The sequence below is a fragment of the Enterococcus sp. B2E4 genome, from assembly GCF_030499455.1.
Taxonomy (GTDB): Bacteria; Bacillota; Bacilli; order Lactobacillales; family Enterococcaceae; genus Enterococcus_D; species Enterococcus_D casseliflavus.
Genome location: NZ_JAUKPK010000003.1, coordinates 1 through 16,747, shown reverse-complemented (window position 1 = coordinate 16,747; position 16,747 = coordinate 1). Strand labels below are relative to the sequence as shown.

At 42.0% G+C, this 16,747-nt stretch carries 15 protein-coding genes; 12 read left to right on the top strand and 3 right to left on the bottom strand.

Going from position 1 to position 16,747, the window contains the following annotated elements; genetic code table 11:
• Positions 1-65 precede the first annotated feature (65 nt).
• Positions 66-1,124: an alpha/beta hydrolase gene (locus Q1X33_RS03790; protein WP_050759597.1), complete on the top strand. Its 1,059-nt coding sequence runs from the start codon at positions 66-68 to the stop codon at positions 1,122-1,124.
• 59 nt (positions 1,125-1,183) lie between these two features.
• Here Q1X33_RS03790 and nrdF read toward each other — a convergent pair whose 3' ends face one another.
• The 3 genes from nrdF to nrdH all read right to left on the bottom strand — a co-directional run bounded on the left by nrdF (position 1,184) and on the right by nrdH (position 4,728).
• Complete coding sequence (gene nrdF, locus Q1X33_RS03785) at positions 1,184-2,149, bottom strand: class 1b ribonucleoside-diphosphate reductase subunit beta (protein WP_005225180.1); 966 nt, start codon at positions 2,147-2,149, stop codon at positions 1,184-1,186.
• Between the two features lie 97 nt (positions 2,150-2,246).
• Positions 2,247-4,406 (bottom strand): class 1b ribonucleoside-diphosphate reductase subunit alpha, encoded by a 2,160-nt coding sequence (gene nrdE, locus Q1X33_RS03780; RefSeq protein ID WP_005225181.1) that lies wholly within the window; start codon positions 4,404-4,406, stop codon positions 2,247-2,249.
• A 97-nt stretch (positions 4,407-4,503) separates the two neighbouring features.
• Positions 4,504-4,728 (bottom strand): glutaredoxin-like protein NrdH, encoded by a 225-nt coding sequence (gene nrdH, locus Q1X33_RS03775; protein ID WP_005225182.1) that lies wholly within the window; start codon positions 4,726-4,728, stop codon positions 4,504-4,506.
• Positions 4,729-5,085: 357 nt separating this feature from the next.
• Between nrdH and Q1X33_RS03770 the strand changes: the two genes are divergently transcribed.
• From Q1X33_RS03770 to Q1X33_RS03720, 11 genes are all read left to right on the top strand, one after another.
• Positions 5,086-5,553, top strand: coding sequence for a ferrous iron transport protein A (locus Q1X33_RS03770; RefSeq protein ID WP_005225183.1), 468 nt, complete (start codon positions 5,086-5,088; stop codon positions 5,551-5,553).
• Positions 5,553-7,691, top strand: a complete 2,139-nt coding sequence (gene feoB, locus Q1X33_RS03765) for a ferrous iron transport protein B (protein WP_005225184.1) — start codon at positions 5,553-5,555, stop codon at positions 7,689-7,691. Before Q1X33_RS03770 ends, feoB begins: the two co-directional genes overlap by 1 nt.
• Entirely contained in the window at positions 7,688-7,819 is a 132-nt protein-coding gene (locus Q1X33_RS03760) for a hypothetical protein (RefSeq protein WP_010747544.1), read from the top strand. Before feoB ends, Q1X33_RS03760 begins: the two co-directional genes overlap by 4 nt.
• Before the next feature lie 431 nt (positions 7,820-8,250).
• Positions 8,251-8,697 (top strand): PTS sugar transporter subunit IIA, encoded by a 447-nt coding sequence (locus tag Q1X33_RS03755; RefSeq protein WP_005225185.1) that lies wholly within the window; start codon positions 8,251-8,253, stop codon positions 8,695-8,697.
• Between the two features lies 1 nt (position 8,698).
• Positions 8,699-9,064: a PTS sugar transporter subunit IIB gene (locus Q1X33_RS03750; RefSeq protein WP_016610456.1), complete on the top strand. Its 366-nt coding sequence runs from the start codon at positions 8,699-8,701 to the stop codon at positions 9,062-9,064.
• 25 nt (positions 9,065-9,089) lie between these two features.
• Positions 9,090-10,376, top strand: coding sequence for a PTS ascorbate transporter subunit IIC (locus tag Q1X33_RS03745; protein ID WP_016610457.1), 1,287 nt, complete (start codon positions 9,090-9,092; stop codon positions 10,374-10,376).
• A 24-nt stretch (positions 10,377-10,400) separates the two neighbouring features.
• Positions 10,401-11,066 carry an SIS domain-containing protein gene (locus Q1X33_RS03740; protein ID WP_016610458.1) on the top strand — a complete coding sequence of 222 codons (666 nt, stop codon included), beginning with the start codon at positions 10,401-10,403 and terminating at the stop codon, positions 11,064-11,066.
• Complete coding sequence (gene dapA / locus Q1X33_RS03735; RefSeq protein WP_005225189.1) at positions 11,063-11,968, top strand: 4-hydroxy-tetrahydrodipicolinate synthase; 906 nt, start codon at positions 11,063-11,065, stop codon at positions 11,966-11,968. Before Q1X33_RS03740 ends, dapA begins: the two co-directional genes overlap by 4 nt.
• Before the next feature lie 23 nt (positions 11,969-11,991).
• Positions 11,992-14,094 (top strand): BglG family transcription antiterminator, encoded by a 2,103-nt coding sequence (locus Q1X33_RS03730; RefSeq protein ID WP_034868275.1) that lies wholly within the window; start codon positions 11,992-11,994, stop codon positions 14,092-14,094.
• 434 nt (positions 14,095-14,528) lie between these two features.
• Positions 14,529-15,794, top strand: a complete 1,266-nt coding sequence (locus Q1X33_RS03725) for a CapA family protein (RefSeq protein WP_005225191.1) — start codon at positions 14,529-14,531, stop codon at positions 15,792-15,794.
• Positions 15,795-16,026: 232 nt separating this feature from the next.
• The gene (locus Q1X33_RS03720) at positions 16,027-16,641 is read left to right on the top strand and encodes a hypothetical protein (protein ID WP_005225192.1); all 615 of its coding nucleotides are present in this window, start codon (positions 16,027-16,029) and stop codon (positions 16,639-16,641) included.
• Positions 16,642-16,747: the final 106 nt, after the last annotated feature.

Genomic DNA, 16,747 nt, shown 5'->3' with positions numbered 1-16,747 from the left:
TATTGGTATCATCCTTTTTTAATCTTTAGCGATTGTCATTGAATTTGCTAAAAAAACATGGTTAAATGAAAAAGCTGAAACAGAAAGAAGGAAGGAGCTTTTACTTGAAAAAAATTCTGCGCTTTTTCATGTGGGTGGCGATTGTCCTGATCGGACTCTTAGCTGCCGTTTTTCTGGCTTTTCAACTCTCCCCACGACCGGGGGCTTTTTTGATCGGTCATCTGTTTAACCAAGAAGTGACCATCAAGGATGAGGCAGCTTATCAAAAAAGTTTGCCGAATGTGACGGTCAAACAGGACTTGACGTATCAATCGGATTATCAACGTAGTACCTTTGATCTATATTATCCCAAAGAGGCACAAGAAGGCCCTGTTCCAGTCATTTTTTGGGTCCATGGGGGCGGCTATGTCGGCGGAGACAAAGAAGGGGTCAAAGAGTTTGCGACCTATGTCGTCGATGAAACCAAAGCCGCTGTGATTTCGATTAATTATGAATGGGCACCAAGTCTGCATTATCCTGGACAGGTCAAACAATTAGCCCAAGCGGTAGACTCGATCAAAGCAGATGCCCAAGCATACCCCATGCTGGATTTCGATCAACTCTTCTTCGGCGGGGATTCTGCAGGAGCCCAAATCGCTGGGCAATATGTGGCGCTGCAAACCAATCCAGCGTATGCGAAGGAAATGTCCTTTGATCAAGACATTCCTGCATCGGCCCTGAAAGGGTTTATTTCCTATTGCGGACCGCTTGATTTGAAGCAGATCGCTGGGACTTCTTCAGATGATCGCTTTATGAAATTCTTTGTCAAAACGGTGGCTTGGTCGTTATTAGGCAAAAAAGAATGGCAAGATAGTCCCCAACTGCAGGAGATCTCACTGGTGGATAAATTGACGGCTGATTTTCCACCAACATATATCACGGATGGCAATGCCTATTCCTTTGAAGACCAAGGCATTGCCTTTGCCAACCAGCTGCAAGCTCTTGATATTCCCGTGACGAGTCGCTTTTACAAAGGGGATTCGGAAACGGTGACCCACGAATACCAATTTGATTATAGCTTGCCCCAAGCACAGGCCTGTTTGACAGAAACGTTGACCTTTATCAAAGACCAGTTGGCTCACTAAAAAACACCTTGTTTCTCACCCTCAATTGGCGAGAAACAAGGTGTTTATTTGTCAGCAGATCAATCAAGTCCGATGAAGTAGTCATCGTCTTTCATCGCTTCTACGGAACCAAGCAGATACCCGTTCCCAACTTGTGAGAAGAAGTCGTGGTTGCTGGTACCAGTTGAAATACCGTTCATGACGATTGGATTGACATCGTTGGCGGTATCTGGGAAAAGCGGGTCTTGTCCTAGATTCATCAAAGCCTTATTGGCATTGTAACGCAAGAAGGTTTTGACTTCTTCGGTCCAGCCGATCTCATCGTATAATTCTTCGGTATAACGCTCTTCATTTTCATACAACTCATACAACAAGTCGTACATCCAGTCTTTCAGCTTTTGCTGTTCGTCTTCTGGTAATTCGTTGAAACCTAATTGGAATTTGTAGCCGATATACGTGCCGTGAACGGATTCGTCACGAATGATCAATTTGATGATCTCCGCTACGTTCGCTAGTTTGTTATTGCCTAAGTAGTAAAGGGGTGTATAGAAACCTGAATAGAATAAGAAGGTCTCTAGAAATACACTGGCGATTTTTTTCTCTAGCGGTGTGCCATTTTTGTAGATCTCATTGATTCGTTCGGCTTTCTTTTGCAAATATGGATTGGTGTTGGTCCATTCAAAAATATCAGCGATCTCCGCTTTTGTATTCAGGGTGCTGAAAATCGATGAATAGCTTTTTGCATGGACAGATTCCATAAATTGGATGTTGTTCAAGACCGCTTCTTCATGTGGGGTGCGGACATCTTTACGCAGTTGATCCATACCGCTTTCTGATTGAACGGTATCTAATAAAGTCAAGCCGCCAAAGACGTAGCCCACCGTTGTTTTTTCTAATGGAGATAGCGTCCGCCAGTCATCAAGGTCATTTGATAAAGGGATCCGCGTATCTAACCAGAATTGTTCTGTTAATTTTTCCCAAGTGGATTTATCGATGATATCTTCGATCTCATTCCAGTTGATTGCTTCATAGTAAGTCTTACCCATAGTCGGTTCCTCCAATAATCGTATCAAGACAACAGCCGACCCGCTGTCAAGAAAGAGCAGGGGCAGGCGGTTGGTTCGTTTTCAGGCAAAAGTTGGATTAGATGACGCAGCTTTCACATTGGTTGCTGCCGATCTCTTCTGCATCATCTGTAAAGGTCCGTACATAGTAGATCGATTTGATGCCTTTGTGGAAAGCGTAGTGACGCAAAATGTTCAAATCACGGGTGGTTTGTTTTGTCGTTTCTTTCCATTCGTAAAGACCTTCTGGAATATCTGAACGCATAAACAAGGTCATACTCATACCTTGATCGACGTGTTTTTGAGCAGTTGCGTAAACATCGATCACTTTGCGCATATCCATATCGTAGGCTGATTTGTAGTAGCCGATCGTCTCATTGCTCAAGTAAGGTGCTGGATAGTAGATCTTGCCGATTTTCTTTTCTTGGCGTTCTTCGATCATCCGAGTGATTGGGTGGATGCTGGCACTCGTATCATTGATATAAGAGATCGAACCATTTGGTGCAACGGCTAGGCGGTTTTGGTGATACAAGCCGGTTTCTTTGACGGTTTGTGCCAAGGCTGCCCAATCTTCACCAGTTGGTAAAAAGACGCCTTCAAACAATGCTTTGACTTTTTCCGATTTTGGTTGGTAGTCACCTTGGATATAATCGGTGAAGTAGCTGCCGTCTGCATACGCTGATTTTTCAAAGTTATGGAAAACTTCGCCTTTTTCTTTGGCGATGGCATTGCTTTCAACCAATGTCCAATAGTTCAACAACATGAAATAAAGATCAGTAAATTCAAGGGATTCTGGTGAACCGTATTCCATTTGATTTTTTGCAAAATAGGTATGCAAGCCCATTGCGCCTAAACCGATCGTGTGGTTCAAGGCATTCCCATTTTGGATCGATGGTACTACGTCAATGTCAGACGCATCAGTAACAAAGGTCAAGGCACGAGTCATTGCTCGAACAGATTTCCCAAAGTCAGGGCTGTCCATCAAGTTCACGATATTGGTGGAACCTAAGTTACAGCTGATATCTGTTCCTAAAACTTCGTATTCTTGTTTGCCGTTGATCTCAGATGGTGCTTGGACTTGAAGGATCTCGGAACAAAGATTACTCATGATGATCTTGCCATCAATTGGGTTGCTGCGGTTTGCTGTATCGATATTGATGATATAAGGATAACCAGATTCTTGCTGCAATTTAGAAATTTCGTTTTCTAGATCACGGGCTCTGATTTTGGTTTTGCGAATCCGTGGGTTCATGACTAAGTTGTCGTATTCCTTGGTGATATCGACATAAGAGAAGGGTACGCCATATTCTTTTTCGACACTGTAGGGACTAAAGAGATACATCTCTTCATTTTTGCGCGTCAATTCGTAGAATTTGTCAGGTACGATCACGCCTAATGATAAGGTTTTGACACGGATTTTTTCATCCGCATTTTCTTTTTTCGCTGATAAAAAGCTGATGATGTCTGGGTGGAAGACGTTCAAGTAGACCACGCCAGCCCCTTGCCGTTGACCCAATTGGTTTGAGTAGCTGAAGCTATCTTCAAACAATTTCATTACAGGCATCACACCACTTGCTGCCCCTTCGTAGCCTTTGATAGGCGCGCCGGCTTCCCGCAAGTTTGATAACGTGATCCCGACACCGCCACCGATTCGTGAAAGTTGCAGCGCGGAGTTGATCCCACGACCGATCGCGTTCATGTCATCAGTGATTTGGATCAAGAAACAAGAAACCAACTCACCGCGACGTTTGCGTCCTGCATTCAAGAAAGAAGGGGTTGCTGGTTGGTAACGTTGGTAGATCATTTCATCTGCCAAGCTCATTGCTAACTCTTCATTGCCATCCGCAAAGTAAAGGGCGTTGAAAGCGACCCGATCTTCGTAACGTTCTAGATACGCGGTACCATCATTCGTTTTTAATGCGTATTGTGAATAAAACTTGTAAGCAGCCATAAATGATTTGAAAGTAAAGTGTTGCTCATCTAAGAATTGATACAATTGCTCAATAAAGGCAGGGCGATACTTTTTGATAAATTCTTCTTCTAAATAATCATTTTCAATCAAATAATTGATTTTGTCCATTGCAGTCGCAAAGGTTAAGGTATTTGGTTCAACGTTTTCTTTAAAGAATGCCGCTAAGGCTTCTTTGTCTTTATTTAATGGAATTTGACCATCTACTGGACGGTTGATCTCATTATTCAATTTGAAATAACTGACATCTTTGATTTCTTTCAAGCTCATAAATGGCTAACCTCTTTTCTTGTTTTGTTCGTATAAAAAAGGACTTGCGGTCTGGACGACTGACAAATCCCTCAAAAGCATCACATTGAGAAAAATCTTAGCTCGCTAATTGACGTAGTTGATCTGGACGGAAACCGATGATCGTTTGCGCATCAGAGGTAATGACTGGCACACTTTGGAATCCTTGTTCTTTCAAAAATTCTAATGCTTCAGGCTCATTATCAATATTGATTTCTTCAAATGCAATCTGATTTTCACTTAAAAAGCGTTTCGCCATTTTACATTGCATGCAGTTGTTTTTAGAAAATAGTTTGATATTCATAATTGTTTCCTCCGAGTTGTAATAGTTATAAACCTAGTATAAATAAGTCTCGGAGAAAGTCAACGAAAAAACACTATATCTTGTGCTTGTGAATTCGACATACACAATTTATAGTGTTTCTGTGTTTTTTATGCAAGGGAAAAAAGCGGAAAATACTTAGGATTACAAGGTTTTTGCGTAATTAATACAGGGGATATGCAATCAAAATGAGTAAAAAAAATCCGTATTGTGAAGGAAGATTCAAAGTGAGGACCGAAACAGATTGACTTCTTATGGAAATGGCTCTATTATAATGATAATCATTCTCAATTAAAGTAGGTTAATTATAACAACACTTCACAAAAGGAGTAAGAAGCAATGAAAATGGCGCAAACTCGGGCTTCTGGAACATACAAAATCGACTCGTTGGCAACCACCAAAGAAATCACGGCTCATTTAAATGATCTTGGTATTCGCACGGGCGTTGAAATCGTTGTGGTACAAAAAGATCGCAAAGGCGGCATCATTTTACACCAAGGGACGCGGATCGCTTTAGATGAACGGGTCATGGAACAAATCGATGTCACAGAAACCCAGCAGCAAACCATCATTACCTCCTTGGATCTGCTGCAAGTCGGTGAAAGCGGGAAGGTCAATCAGATCGCCGCCAAAGGTGCGGTGCGCCGTCGATTGATGGATATGGGGCTTACGAAAAACGTCCATTTGGAAGTGGTGAAGCTGGCTCCTTTGGGTGATCCGATGGAGATTCGGCTCCGCGGCTATGAATTGTCTTTGAGAAGGCAAGAAGCAGCGTTAGTTTTTGTCGAAAAAGGAGTCGAAGCGTAATGACCTATCACTTTGCATTAGCAGGAAATCCCAATAGCGGGAAAACGAGTACCTTCAATCAATTGACCGGTGCCAAACAAACAGTGGGGAATTGGCCAGGCGTTACCGTGGAACGAAAAGCGGGGCGACTGCGAAAAGACCGACAAGTATTGATCCAAGATCTACCAGGGATCTATTCCTTGTCGCCGTACACACCAGAAGAACTGATTTCTCGCAATTATTTGATGGAAGCATCATTGGACGCGGTGATCAATATTATCGATGGAACCAACCTGGAGCGCAACCTGTATCTAACATTGCAATTATTAGAAATGAATGTCCCGACTGTGGCAGCCATCAACATGATCGACCTATTAAAGAAAAAAGGCTTGCAGATCAATTTCGAAAAGCTAGCTTGCGGTCTAGGGATTCCCGTAGTTGGCATCAGTGCTTTGAAGCAACGCGGCTTAACCAAAATGATCGAGGCAGCGAAGCATGTAGCCAATACACAACCGTTTCCTCCCCGCTACGATGCTCGTCTAGAAGCTGGCTTGACCGAGATCATGGCGATTTTGCCAGAGACGATCCCTCAGCAGCAAAAACGCTGGTTTGCCATAAAACTCTTCGAAAAAGATGAAGCGATTCAAACAATGTGTAAACTGACTGATTCCCAGCAGGCAGTCCTTCAGGAGACGATTTCGATTTTAGAGCTGATCTTTAAAGACAGCAGTGACGCCATTCTCGTCAATGAGCGCTATGGCTTCATTGAAGAATTGTTGGCGCTGGCAGTCATCAAGGAAACAGATCAGCACTTAGCCTTCAGCGACAAAATCGATCGCGTGTTGACCCATCGCGTATTGGCACTACCGATTTTTGCCTTCATTATGTGGGGAATCTACTATTTATCGATTCAGACGATTGGTACGATTGGTACTGATTGGGTCAATGATGTATTATTTGGCAGCTGGATTCCCGAAACAGCAGCGCACTGGCTAGAACAGCTGCAAGTCGCCCAGTGGCTGCAAGAACTGATTTTAGACGGCATCGTGGCAGGGGTCGGTGCGGTCTTAGGCTTTTTGCCGCAGATCTTCGTGCTGTTTTTTTGTTTGGCTATCTTGGAGGACTGCGGATACATGGCACGGGTGGCATTTGTCATGGATCGCCTGTTTCGCAAGTTTGGTCTATCTGGCAAGTCGTTTATCCCCATGTTGATCGCTACCGGTTGCGGGGTGCCCGGCGTGATGGCAAGCCGAACGATTGAAAATGAAAAGGATCGTCGGTTGACGGTGATGGTCACGACCTTCATGCCATGTTCTGCCAAATTGCCGATCATCGCATTGATTTCAGGAGCCTTTTTCCCTCAGTATAGTTGGGTCGCCCCATCGGCCTATTTTGTCGGCATGGGTGCTGTGATTTTTTCAGGGATCGTCTTGAAAAAAACGCCTTTATTTGCAGGTGATCTGGCACCATTTATTATGGAACTGCCAGCGTATCACTTGCCGCAGCTCACAACGATTTTGAAAAGTGCCTGTGATCGAGCCATTGCTTTTGTGAAAAAAGCCGGTACGATAATTTTTGTGGCTTGTATTTTTGTCTGGTTTACCTCCAGCTACAGCTTTGCCTTGCAGCGGGTCACAGGAGACCAAAGCATTTTGGCCTTTTTCGGACGACTTTTGGCGCCGCTTTTTGCTCCCCTAGGCTGGGGAACCTGGCGAGGCGCCGTGGCGACGATCACTGGCCTGGTCGCCAAAGAAAATGTGATCGGCACCTTTGGGATCCTCTACGGACAAACTGGGGAGTTGTCAGAAAGTGGGACGGAGATTTGGCAAGTGTTGCGCGGCGATTACACTGCTGTGGCGGCATACTCTTTTCTCGTCTTTAATTTACTATGTGCCCCTTGTTTTGCTGCTATCGGTGCGATCCACCGTGAAATGGGGGACAGCAAGTGGACGTGGTTAGCCATTGGCTATCAATGCGGCTTGGCATACTGCGCCAGCTTGTTGGTCTACCAATTCGGGCACGTCATCTTTGAAGGCGGACACCTCACGCTCGGTGTTTTCGCGGCAATCCTCATTGCTGGGCTATTGGTATTTGCTCTGTTGAAGAAACCATTCCGAGGGAGTGTACCCTTGATCCAAGTCGTAGGAGGCGAAAAATGATTGCTACAATAATTCTAAGCGGCCTGATTTTTGGCTATGGCACCCGTGTGGTGTACCGCATGGTGAAAAAGGATCATTGTTCTGATTGTCATAGCAGTTGTCCCGTGAAGCATGAGGAAGCAAAGTAGAAAATAGCAGTTGTAAGTAAAAATTTGTGTGAAAATACCTACGGGTAGAAATACAATTGAAACGGTAGATCTTAGCCATGAATAGATTGTTTGCTTTAAGAAGTTCTTAGTTTATTTAAGAGCTTCTTTTTTTATTGTGGGTGCAAGCAAAAGATCTGTCCATTTTTGGTTCACTTTTTCCTTGAGAGAATAAGTTTTGTGAACTGCTCAAGAAGGTTATTGAGAAAAACTGGAGGCTAATAAAAAAAATAGCCAGTATACCTAGTCTTTTTGAAAAGAGCAGTTCACTTAATCTGGAAGCGCGTACAAATATGTGGTCTCAAATCGTCTATTCAGGCCAGAACTTTTCACTTATAGTGTGTGTATAGGAATGATCTCGAGAAATTCTTTACTAAAACCTAAAGAAATTTTTTTAGAAAGGAAATCGTCGTTTGCAAACTACATTATTAACAAAAGAAAACATTTTACTTCAGCAAGACAGTACCAGTTGGCAAGAAGCAATCAAAAAAGCAGCCCAGCCGTTATTGAAGAATGGCAGCTTTACAAAACAGTATGTCGATGCGATGGTTCAATCTGTCTTAGATGCCGGGCCGTATATCGTGCTTATGCCTGGGTTTGCTTTGGCCCATGCCCGATCAGAAGATGGGGTTTGTCGTTTAGGACTAAGTGCGATGACATTAAATACCCCCATCTCATTTGGTTCGCCCAATGATCCAGTGAAAGTCATTTTCTGTTTGGCAGCGATAGACCCGACCAGTCATTTGGAACTGATGGGTGAGTTAGCAGAAGTTTTAGCAAGGGACAATATCATTGATCGTTTAGCAAATGTGCAGACACCAGAAGCATTTATAAAACTATTAGAAGAAACGAGGAGTTAAGATGGGATTCTTTCAAAAAAAGAAAAATGATGCATCGATCCAAGCAGATGCAAAACCTAAGACAAGTAATGGCAAGAAATATTTGATAGCGGTTGCATGCCGTGCGGGGATGGGGAGTTCAACGCTGCTTCACATAAAAGTAAAATCAGTGATTGAAGAAAACGGCTATCCCATTGAAACGATTCATGGAAACCTAGACGTCCTCATTGGTTTTACGGGCGATGCCTTTATGAGTATGGCAGATATCGCAGCGGAACCTGATTTTCAAAACAAACCTTATGAAGTCATAGGCATTCAAAATATTATGAGTAAAGAAGAGATCCAAGGAAAACTAGAAACATTTCTTGAAACGATGCAAACAAAATAAATTGATGGAGCGAGGAATAAATTGAATGGCAATTTTAGTAATGAACCAATTCAGAAATACTGCTGTGTTGCTAATGATTTTGGCTTTGATTGGGTTACTTGCACAAAGAAAGCCTGCGAAGGAGACCCTGAGCGGTGTCCTCAAAGTGGGCATTGGGTTTATGATTTTTAATATTGGTGGTGGTCATGTAGGAACGATTGCTGCAAATTTTGCCACGTTGTTTCAGACCGCATTTGGTGTTCAAGGGACGGTTCTGGCAGTAGAGCCTGCTACAGCGTTAGCCATGGATGTATATGGTTTTGAAATATCAATGATTATGGGCTTAGGGTTCATATTCGGATTAGTTATTGCGAAATTGACGCCTTTAAAATCAATTTTCTTAACCGGTCAGCATTATCTTTTCTTTGCTGCTGTCATTGGGTTGATTTTTATTTCGAATGGTATGCCCACTTGGGTAACAGTTATCTTTGGTTCTTTGGTGCTAGGTTTTGCAGGAGCAGGGCTGCCCAAATTGGCTCAGAAATATACAGATGAGCTGACAGGTAATGCAGGGGTTGCACTAGGTCACTTTAACTTGATTTTTTACTGGTTCTCAGGTGTCATCGGCAGTGTCATTGGAGGGAAAAATTGGCAAGCAAAGAAAGAGAAAGCAGCCAATCGCGAGCTTCCTGATTTCTTCTCCGTATTCCGAGATTTTGTCTTCTCTGTTGCATTTTTCATGATTATTCTTTTCTACATTGCAACGATCGCAGCAGTTTTAAGTGGTCATATGGATGTCGTTCAAGAAATGGCTGGCAACGACTTATGGTTCTTATATCCGTTGATTCAAGGGTTGCAATTTGCTGCGGGGATGTCTGTACTGATTTATGGGGTGCGTCAATTTATTGCTGAATTAACGGCTGCCTTCGTGGCGATCTCAGAAAAGTATATCCCAGGATCAATGCCGGCAGTAGATGTTCCTGTGTTTTTCCAATATGCGCCAACCATGGTTCCTGTCGGTTTTATTACCTCGTTTATAGGTGGGTTAACAGCGACGTTTGCCATGGCTGCTATGGGTTCTCCCGTTGTGCTTTTGCCAGCAGCTGGGATTGCTTTTTTCTCGGGTGGAACCATGGGTGTCTTTGGTTCAATAAGAGGCGGATTGAAAGGGGCGATCATCGCATCCTTCTTAGGCGGTATTTTGCTGACCGCATTGCCTTTGGTGCTTTTCCCAGCTTTTTCTGAATTAGGCATCACAGACGCTGGATTTCCTCAAATCGACTACAATATTATCGGAATTTTACTAGACAAAATCTTAAAACTATTTAGTTAAACAGTATGATTAGCAAGGAGAAGGATGGATACAATTTCTCCTTGCTATAAGAAAGGAAAATCTGTATTGAATGAAAAAAACGTTTTGTTTGCATATAGTACGAATTTAAAAGCCCAAAGCGATGCTCAATTTTATCGGCTTGAAGAAGAAGAAGTCTATCAACAGATGGTGAAGGCCAAAGAACTTATTCTCCATGCAGAAAAAAATCATAAGCGCGTTCATGTAACAGGCGTGGGAAAATGTTCCTATGTAGCAGGCTATGCAGCTTCACTTTTCTCCTCTGTCGGTACGCCAGCCTATTTTTTAGACACAACCGAAACTGTGCACGGATCGGCAGGACAAGTCGTGGCTGGCGATGTAGTGATTGCGATAAGTAATAGTGGGAACACCAAAGAATTAGAATATGCACTTGCTGCCTTAAAAGCCAATGGCGCTGTAATTTTAGCGGTAACAGGAAATGAAGATTCTTCCCTAGCTTCCTGTGCTGAAGTCACATTGTCTTCTTATGTTTCCCAAGAAGGGGACTCATTGAATAAACCGCCACGTTCCTCTGTGATCGCCCAAATGATCCAGCTGCAGGTTTTGTCGGTGTTGCTGCAAGAAGCAAAAGAAATCAATTTAGAAGATTACCTTAAATGGCATCCAGGGGGAAGCTTAGGAGCAACGACAAAAAAGGAGCTTACGCAATGAAAATCAGAGGAATTATACCAGCAATGGTCACACCATTAAATGAGAACGGCATCAATGAAGAGGGCACTAGAAAGCTTGTAAGGCATTTGATTGCTGGTGGTGTCCACGGGTTGTTTATTTTAGGAACCAATGGCGAATTTCATACCTTAAGCAAAGAAGAGAAAATCCAGTTTGCAAAAATCGTTGTCGATGAAGTATCGGGCAGAGTACCAGTATTTGCAGGTGCCGGAGATATCGCAACGAATAAAGTGATTGAGTTAGTAAATGCGTTTGCAAAAATCGGCGTTGATGCTGCTTCCATTATTACACCATATCTTTTGAAATATACCGATGAAGAGCTGATTCATCATTACCGTGTGATTGCTGAGCAAACGACACTACCAATCATTTTGTACAATATTCCGCCAAATACTAGAAATTTCATCAATCGTCATGTTTTCTCGGAATTACTCAAAATTGATTCGATCATTGGGATAAAAGATTCAAGCGGTGATCTAGAAAACTTTAAGGGCTATCTTGAATTAAATCATCGAGAGGATTTCTCTTTGCTGATGGGAAGCGACTCTAAGATTTTAGAAGCGCTACAGTTAGGAGCAGATGGCTCTGTGGCTTCAACCGCAAATGTTGTGACGAAAACAGATGTGTCGATCTATGAACAATTTGTAGCTGGAAACATAGAACAAGCGCGGCAAGCACAAGCAAGTATTGATGATTTTAGAGAAGCCTGCAAATGCTCAACGATTCCGTCTGGGCTGAAATACTGTTTGCGGGCAATCGGACAGGATGTTGGGTTACCGAAACTGCCTGTTCTAGATCTTACGAAAGAAGAAAAGCAGCAGGTGGATCAAGTGCTTCAAAAATATGTACAAGCGGAAGGATTTACATTGAAAGTAGAACAGTAGGCTGCAGAAATGGGGGAACATTGATGGTGAGAATTGACTATAGGACGAGAAAGATGATGATGGCTCTGATTGAAAAACCGACCATCAGTTACGATTATCTTCAGCGGAATTATTCTATGAACCGCACTCAAATAGAGTATACCATTGATAAAATCAACCAGTTTCTATCTGCCCAAAAACTACCACTTAGGGTGAATAAGGAAAGTGTGATCCGACTGCCTGAAAAAAGCAAGGAATATTTGTTGGAGTCATTTTTACGTGAGCGTATGTTTAAGTATTATGAGATGAGTTCAAAAGAACGAGGAAAATATATCTTTTTGACGCTCTTTTACTACGAGAAAGACTATCTGTCGGTCAACCATTTTTTAGATGCGTTAAAAATCGGCAAAACAACCTTTATGAGTGATCTGCGCAAATTACAAGCGGAATTGCAGGGGTACGATATTTCAATCAGTTACTCGAGAAAAGAGGGGTATCACTTAGCAGGTGATGAACTGATGATTCGTTACGCTTTATTTCGAATGATTTTGGAAGATGTGACTAGCAAGGACGATGATTTTATTTACCGTTACTTTATTCATAACGAACGAATACAGTTGGCGGATGAGCAGGATACCTATCTTTCTCTTCTTTTAGAAAAACATGCGATAGAGTTAGTTGAAAATAGGTTGATTGAATTGAACTATATCCTTATTTTTTTATACCCAAGAATGGGCTTGAATGAATTTGATCTAAAGCCCTTTTCTAATGATCATGAGTTAGTAAAAATGAAGGAGTACCGCTTTGCTGAAGAAGTTTTAGAAAACGCAGGGGTGATGAATAGTATAGAAAAGAACTATCTCTGTGGGTGGGTACTGGGAATGGCATTAGGGAATGAAAAGGAATGGCTTCAAGGAAATTTGGTCATCATTGACTTGGTAGAAAGAATTGTCGAGCGATTTGAATTGCTTTCAGGTATTCGTTTCAAGGATAAACACTCTGTCATCAAGCAATTATATAGCCATTTTCGACCGACTTATTTCCGAATGCTGTTTCGATTACCGATCATCAACCCTATGCAGGAGAAAATTTTTGAAAAATATAATGACCTTTATCAGATCGTAAAAGAAACCTTGAGACCAATCAGTGATAGCTTTGATTCAAAGCTTCCAGATGAAGAAGTAGCCTTTTTAACCATGCACTTTGCGCTTTTGATCAGAAATTCTGAAGAATATATGGTGCAACAAAAAGTGGGGGTCGTTGTCTGCCCAAATGGTATTGGAAGCTCAGCAATCATTTACAATGAATTAAAGGAAATCTTTCCCTCGTTTATCTTATTGGGACCGATTGAAACAAGCGAACTGCATTCATTTGATCAGTCATACGATATCATTTTTACGACAAAACCCAACTTTCAACTTTATCCGTTAAAAAAGCCGATTTTTGTAGTAAACCCGATCATGTCTTACGAGGAACGAACCCAGTTGTTTTTAGATGTCAAATTCGAAACCAGTACAAGCATCAAGCCTAATACTGTGACGATCGACGGCTTGATGCAGGTTATTCAACAATATTCAACAGTTACTAGTGAGTCAGCTCTGCGGCATCATTTAGAGAAATTTGTACAAGAGACCTGCTCGCCAACGGCATCTATCATGTCTCAAAAAGAGAAAAAGTCAAAAGAACCTGCAATGCTGTTGGATATGATGCGTCCAGAATTGATACAATTAAACAAAAAAGCCAGAACATGGGAAGAGGCTTTTTATCTCGCAGCCAATCCATTGATTGAAAGAAAGATCATCACTAGAAATTACATCGATTCGATCATTCAACAAACCAGATCAGAAGGCGCTTATATGGTGATATTCGATCAAGTTGCCTTACCGCATACGGTTCCTGAAGCAGGTGCAAAAAAACTTGGCATGGGATTGACAACGTTAGAATCTGAAGTATATGTCTTGGGAACGATTCCTGTAAAGTATATCTTTACCCTTTCTGCATTAGACAGCAAGCAGCATCTAAATGCGATGACTCAGTTTATTACCCTTATTGAATCCAAAGATTTTTTTCGAGAATTAGAAAAACATGAATGTCCGGAAACAGTTTATCAATGGTTTGCAGAGATTTTACGTACTGCTGTTGTATAAATTTTTTCAAAAAAACTGTAAGTCTTGTAGGATAAAACAGATACTCTTTGGTCTTTATTGAGAGAAGCGTGCGAAGTGGAGTCATTTGCCTTCATCATTTGCTGCTGTTCATCCGAACGCAAGCGATGTTACTCAGGACTGTTAACAGCGGAAGAATTAACTAATGATACTATTTATGCCGTTTGAGGTTAGTCCAGTTCTACAAGAAAGATGCACTCGGAAATCAGCTACCATAGAAGTGGAGAAACAGTTCGATCACGATCGGCTGTTTTTTTATTCTTTACAAAACGACCTATTAAAGGAATCTCAAATGCAGTATAATTATTTAATAAAAAGATATTATTTAGTGGGGGTCGCAGGAAAGGGAGCAGGGAACCTCGTTAGAACGTAAACGAAGATAGATTTTTGATAAAGCAGAGTGAAAGGGTGAGGGCATGAGACAACAACGAAGACGGGAGCGTCAGAAACGCCAGTGGATCATTGTGGGGTTAAGTACAGCGTTGCTGGCAATCATACTTGGAGTGATTTATCTAGTGATTCAAGTGACAAGCATCCCCGAACAGCGTCATACAGCAGAAACGACAAAGGCAACAAAGCCAATGCAAGAAACGAGTAGTTCTACCGAAACAAAGCCAGCAGTAAAAACCATCACAGTGACAGCTAGTGGCGATATGCTTTATCATACACCTGTTTATTTAAGCGCTTACGATGGGAAGCGTTATGATTTTGACAATGATTTTGAGCAAGTCAAACCGCTGATTGCATCGGCGGACCTTGCTTTAGGTGATTTTGAAGGAACCATCAATCCTAATAAACCGCTTGGCGGTTTTCCCTTATTCAACGCCCCTATCGATGCTGTTGCCAGTATCAAAGACGCGGGCTTTGATGTGATCGATCTTGCCCATAACCATATTTTAGATACAGGGATCGAAGGAATCAAAACAACGGCGGCTGCTTTTCACGACCAAGGCTTGGCAACGATTGGTGTCACGGTCGACAATAGCGGAATCTTGGTCAAAGAAGTCAACGGGATTAAAGTTGCTCTCTTGGCCTATGCCTATGGCTTCAATGGCCTTGAAGAAAGCTTAACTCAAGCAGAGTATGACACCTATTTGAAAGACTTGTCGTTAGATAAAGTGGAAGCAGAGATCAAAGAAGCGGAAAGTTTGGCGGATATCACCATCGTGATGCCTCAGTCTGGTGTCGAGTATTCTTTAGAACCAACGGAAGAACAACAAACTGTTTATCGGAAGATGATCGATTTTGGTGCTGATATTATCTTCGGCGGCCATCCGCATGTAGCAGAACCAACCGAAATCGTCGAAAAGGACGGTGAAAAGAAATTTATCATTTATTCAATGGGAAACTTATTGTCGAATCAACGTTATGAAACCGTCAATAGCAACTATTGGACCGAACGAGGCGTCATCCCAGAAGTTGAAATCTCCAAAGAAGGGCAGCGGACCTATTTAAGCAAGATTGCCTTGCATCCGACTTGGGTCTCTAAAGAACCGATCCCTGATCGTACCTATTATGATCCAGAATACGGCGTCTTGCAGGCCTTTGATTTTCAAGTTTACCTTGCCGCAGATTATCTGCCAGATGGGCAATATGCCAAAAATGTCCCTGAAGAAAAGCGCCAGCGGATCGAAACCGCCTACCATGAAATGCTGGAGCTGTTGGATTTGAAGTGGGAGTAGTGAGGACAAGAAAGCAATCTGGCTAACAGGTTGCTTTTTTATTGGCTATCGAAGAGTATGAACCATGAAATGAAAGTCAATCTATTTTTTAAAACATGACACCAGATCACCATTTATGAACAAAAAATGACACCTCAAGCTGATAAAAATAAGTAATAATGTCAACATAAAGTATTCAGAAATCATTTCCAACTCATTTCTGAATAAATAAGAAAGGAAAGTAGGGTGTGTCATGAGAATTATCATATTGACGAAAAATATATCATATGAGATTGATTTGCAGCGGGAGTTGCAGATTTTGAGCCATGAAGTGTTCGTGGGCAGAAGTACCGAAGAGGAGGAATGGTTGATAGAAAGTGCCAAGTTATTTGACTGTTTATTTGTCAGTGAAACAATTGCTGATCCAGAATTTTTATTGCTCAATCAGACATTGGCTCCTTATTATCAACAGCGGATCGTTCGAATCTTGCCAGGGAATGACGAACAAGAAATGATACTGGAAAAAGCGGAAAATGCGACCTATCTTAATCGGTCATTTGTCGAGTTGAGAGAATTTTTGGCGGCTTTGCCACCAAATACTCGCAAGTTAGAAAAGGCATCAGTAACGAAGGAATCGTTCCCTAAATTTCTTAGTCTGCAAGAACAGATCTTTTTCAATAATCTAGCAGAAGAGCAATTTATCAACCGAGAGGACCTTTGCTGGAAAATTTGGGGCAACGGCGGCACGAATTCCCGAAAATCGCAGCTATCGATTTTGGCGAAACGAATCAATGAGAAATTAGATGAATACGACTATACTGAAAAACGCGTCCGTACCGCTTGGGGCAAAGGATATATCTTGCAATAAAAAAGCTAAAAATGGGTTTAACTTTATATGTCTGACAAATAGGCCTTCAGGTAAATTTGCCTATCTTGTAGAAACGACTCTGTTTTCAAAGCGAGTCGTGTTTTTT